Origin of the sequence: Pseudomonas sp. SIMBA_068 (assembly GCF_046534705.1) — a bacterium.
Lineage (GTDB): Bacteria > Pseudomonadota > Gammaproteobacteria > Pseudomonadales > Pseudomonadaceae > Aquipseudomonas > Aquipseudomonas putida.
The window spans coordinates 1-259 of the sequence record NZ_JAWRYI010000897.1 but is presented as its reverse complement, the minus strand read 5'-3'; the positions used below and the strand labels follow the sequence as shown (position 1 = coordinate 259).

Sequence of the window (259 nt, the reverse complement as noted above, 5' to 3'; positions counted from 1 at the left end):
GGATTTACAAATACTTTTTCGCCACGCTTTTGCGCTTCATTGTTTAGCTTTTCAAACCCAGCGCTGTCCATAAATACTTCACCACGCACTTCAAGCTCTTTGGGGTAGTCGCCACGCAACTTAAGGGGGACGTTACGAATTGTTTTTACATTTTGAGTAATATTCTCGCCTGTAAAGCCATCACCCCGTGTTGCAGCTTGTACCAACACTCCATCACGATAAATAATAGATACCGCTAACCCATCAAGTTTTGGCTCAC

1 pseudogene is annotated in these 259 nt (G+C 43.6%); it reads right to left on the bottom strand.

Annotated elements, in window-relative coordinates:
• Nucleotides 1–259, bottom strand: a pseudogene (gene ligA / locus SB756_RS31970) (NAD-dependent DNA ligase LigA); the annotation flags it as partial.